Origin of the sequence: Saccharopolyspora sp. NPDC049357, assembly GCF_040677225.1 — a bacterium.
In the GTDB taxonomy this organism is placed as follows: domain Bacteria; phylum Actinomycetota; class Actinomycetes; order Mycobacteriales; family Pseudonocardiaceae; genus Saccharopolyspora.
In genome coordinates, this window is record NZ_JBFAQJ010000089.1 from 1 (window position 1) to 2,732 (window position 2,732).

General features: G+C 69.0%; 3 protein-coding genes. 1 reads left to right on the plus strand and 2 read right to left on the minus strand.

Translation table 11 applies throughout. The features are described from left to right. Positions 1-178: 178 nt before the first annotated feature. Positions 179-976, minus strand: coding sequence for a thioesterase family protein (locus tag AB0J91_RS32940; protein ID WP_363876930.1), 798 nt, complete (start codon positions 974-976; stop codon positions 179-181). A 135-nt stretch (positions 977-1,111) separates the two neighbouring features. Here AB0J91_RS32940 and AB0J91_RS32945 point away from each other — a divergent pair, with 135 nt between their 5' ends. Then, entirely contained in the window at positions 1,112-2,290 is a 1,179-nt protein-coding gene (locus AB0J91_RS32945; protein ID WP_363876933.1) for an LLM class flavin-dependent oxidoreductase, read from the plus strand. Positions 2,291-2,347: 57 nt separating this feature from the next. On the opposite strand, the gene AB0J91_RS32950 is transcribed toward AB0J91_RS32945, so the two are convergent. After that, positions 2,348-2,732, minus strand: a 385-nt coding sequence (locus tag AB0J91_RS32950; protein WP_363876936.1) for a transketolase C-terminal domain-containing protein, incomplete at its 5' end; no start/stop codon positions are given.

The following is a 2,732-nucleotide window of genomic DNA, read 5'->3' on the forward strand; positions in this document are numbered from 1 at the left end:
GGTCACCGGCAAGGTCCGCAAGGTCGAGATGCGCGAACAAGCCCGCCAACTCCTCGACCTCTAACAACCGAAACCCGGAACACCCCGGTAATCCGGTGGCGGAATACCGGAGTTTTCCGGGGCTCCCTCGGGAGGTTCAGGTGGTGAGGTCGGTTTCGACGGTGGTGATCGCCGTTGTTCAGCGGTTGTTGAGGGCGTTTCCCGAGAGCGCGAGTTGGCGGCTCTGGGCGACCAGGCGGCCTCGGGAGTCGTAGACGGCCGCGTCCTCGTTGAACCAGCCGTCGGCGCTCAGCGCGTCGCAGCGGGTGTAGCCCGCGACCGGGCCGGGGGCGGGCAGGGCGCGGAGCTGGTAGGTGAGTTCGACGGTGGGGCACCAGCCGGACTGGCCCAGGCCGAACGCGGTCGGCGGGAGCATGTCGACGGCGACGATCAGCGTCAGCGGGTCGAAGTCGGTGCCGTCGGTGAGCTCCATCCAGCCCCGGACCTCGCCGTCCTCGGTGGCCTCGCCGCGCAGGAACCCGGTGGAGTGGGGGTCGAGTCGGATGTTGAGGTGGCCGAGCAGGCCGCCTTCGGTGGGCATGCGGCGGTCCTCGCACTCGTCGAGCGGCTTGATCGGGGGCTGCGGTCCCGCCGCCCACTCGTGCGCGGCGTCGGAGACCTCGCCAGCGGTCACGGTGGCCTCGATGCAGGCCTTGCCGTTCTGGACCAGGCGGGCGTGCACCGTGGTGAACATGCGCCCGTGCTTGATCCGCTCGGTGTGCAGCTCGACCTCGCCGGCGTCCGGCGAGCGCAGGAAGTGCGCGCTGACCACCAGCGGGTGCGACCGCTCAGCGGTGCGGAGCGCGGCCTTGGTCAGCAGCGCCATCATGTAGCCGCCGTGCGGGTTCTCGCCGATCGACCACTCGCTGTCCAGCGTGGACGTGAAGACGCCCTCGCGGATGGGGTTCACGGTCGTCGCCTCGGCGAATGAACGCATGCGCGACACGTTACCTGCTCGAACCAGTTCCGGAACGCCTCGCGAAGCGCGATCGAAGAGGCGGCTTGCAAAGGATCAGCCGATGATGTGACCTGGGTTACGTACTCGGGCTGATCGCGGACGAAGGAGACGGTCATGAGCAGATTGCGGTTCGGGGTCTTCCTCGCCCCCTTTCACCCAGCTGGGCAGAACCCGACGCTGGCCATGCAGCGCGACCTCCGGCTGATGGAGCACCTCGACCACATCGGGTTCGACGAGGCGTGGATCGGCGAGCACCACTCCGCGGGCAGCGAGATCATCGCCTCGCCGGAGATCTTCATCGCCGCCGCCGCCGAGCGCACCCGCAACATCAGGTTCGGCACCGGCGTGACCTCCGTCAGCTACCACAACCCGCTGTGGGTGGCCGACCGGATGGTCATGCTCGACCACCTGACCAGGGGTCGTTCGATGCTCGGCGTGGGCCCCGGCTCGTTGCCCACCGACTCGGCGATGATCGGGCTCAACCCGACCGACACGCGCGAACTGCTCGACATCAACTTCGACATCATCATGCGGCTGCTGGCGGGCGAAACCGTCACCGAGCAGACCCCGATGCACAAGCTGATCGACGCCCGGCTTCAGCTGCGGCCCTACACCGAGCCCCGCTTCGACGTCGCCGTGGCCGCAGTCGCCTCGCCCACCGGCCCGCGACTGGCCGGACGACACGGTGCCGGGCTGCTGTCCATCGGCGCCACGCTCACCCAGGAGGGGTTCGACGCGCTGGCGCACCACTGGAGCGTGGTCGAGGAGCGGGCCTCTCACTTCGGGCAGCCTGCCCCGGATCGCTCCGGGTGGCGACTGGTCGGGCTCATGCACATCGCTGAAACCCGGGAGCAGGCGTACAAGGACGTCGAGTACGGCATCGAGCAGTGGTTCACCTACTTCCAGAAGGTGGCCGCGTTCCCGCAGATGGCCGTGGACGGCTCGAACATCCGCGAGATGATCGACTTCATCAACGAGGCCGGCATCGGCGCCATCGGCACCCCGGAGGACGCCCGCGCGCAGGTGCAGCGCCTCGCCGACCAGTCCGGCGGCTTCGGCGCGATGCTGCTGCTGGCCCACGAATGGGCCAACCCCGAGGCCACGAAGCGCTCTTACGAACTCATCGCGCAGGACGTCCTGCCGCACTTCCAGGGACCCGGCATCAGCCACTACGAGTCGACCGTGCGAGCCAAGCAGCACGCCCGCGACACCCGCAGCGATCACGCCCAGCAGCAGCTGGCGGCGGTGGAGCACATGACGGAGAAGTACGCCAAGGAAGTCGCCGACAGCTGAACGGACTACCGGCGCGATCGAGGTTCACGACCGAGCGGGGCCGAGCTCCGGGCGGGCTCAGCCCGCCCGGAGCGCGTTCAGCGAGCGCAGCGCCGCGGTGGTGACCGCCTCGGTGGTGATGCCGAACTCGGTGTACAGCCTCTGGTAGTCGGCCGAGGCGCCGAAGTGCTCCAGAGAGACGATTTCGCCGGCGTCGCCGACGAAGCGGTGCCACGGCTGGGCGATGCCGGCCTCGACGGCGACCCTGGCGCGCACTGATGGGGGCAGCACGTGTCGGCGGTAGGTCACGTCCTGCGCCTCGAACCACTCGACGCACGGCATGGACACCACGCGCGTTGGGATTCCTCCGGCTTCCAGGGACTTCCTGGCCGCCACGGCCAGCTGCACTTCGGATCCGGTCGCGATCAGCAGCACCTCGGGACTGCCGGAGGAGGCCTCGGCG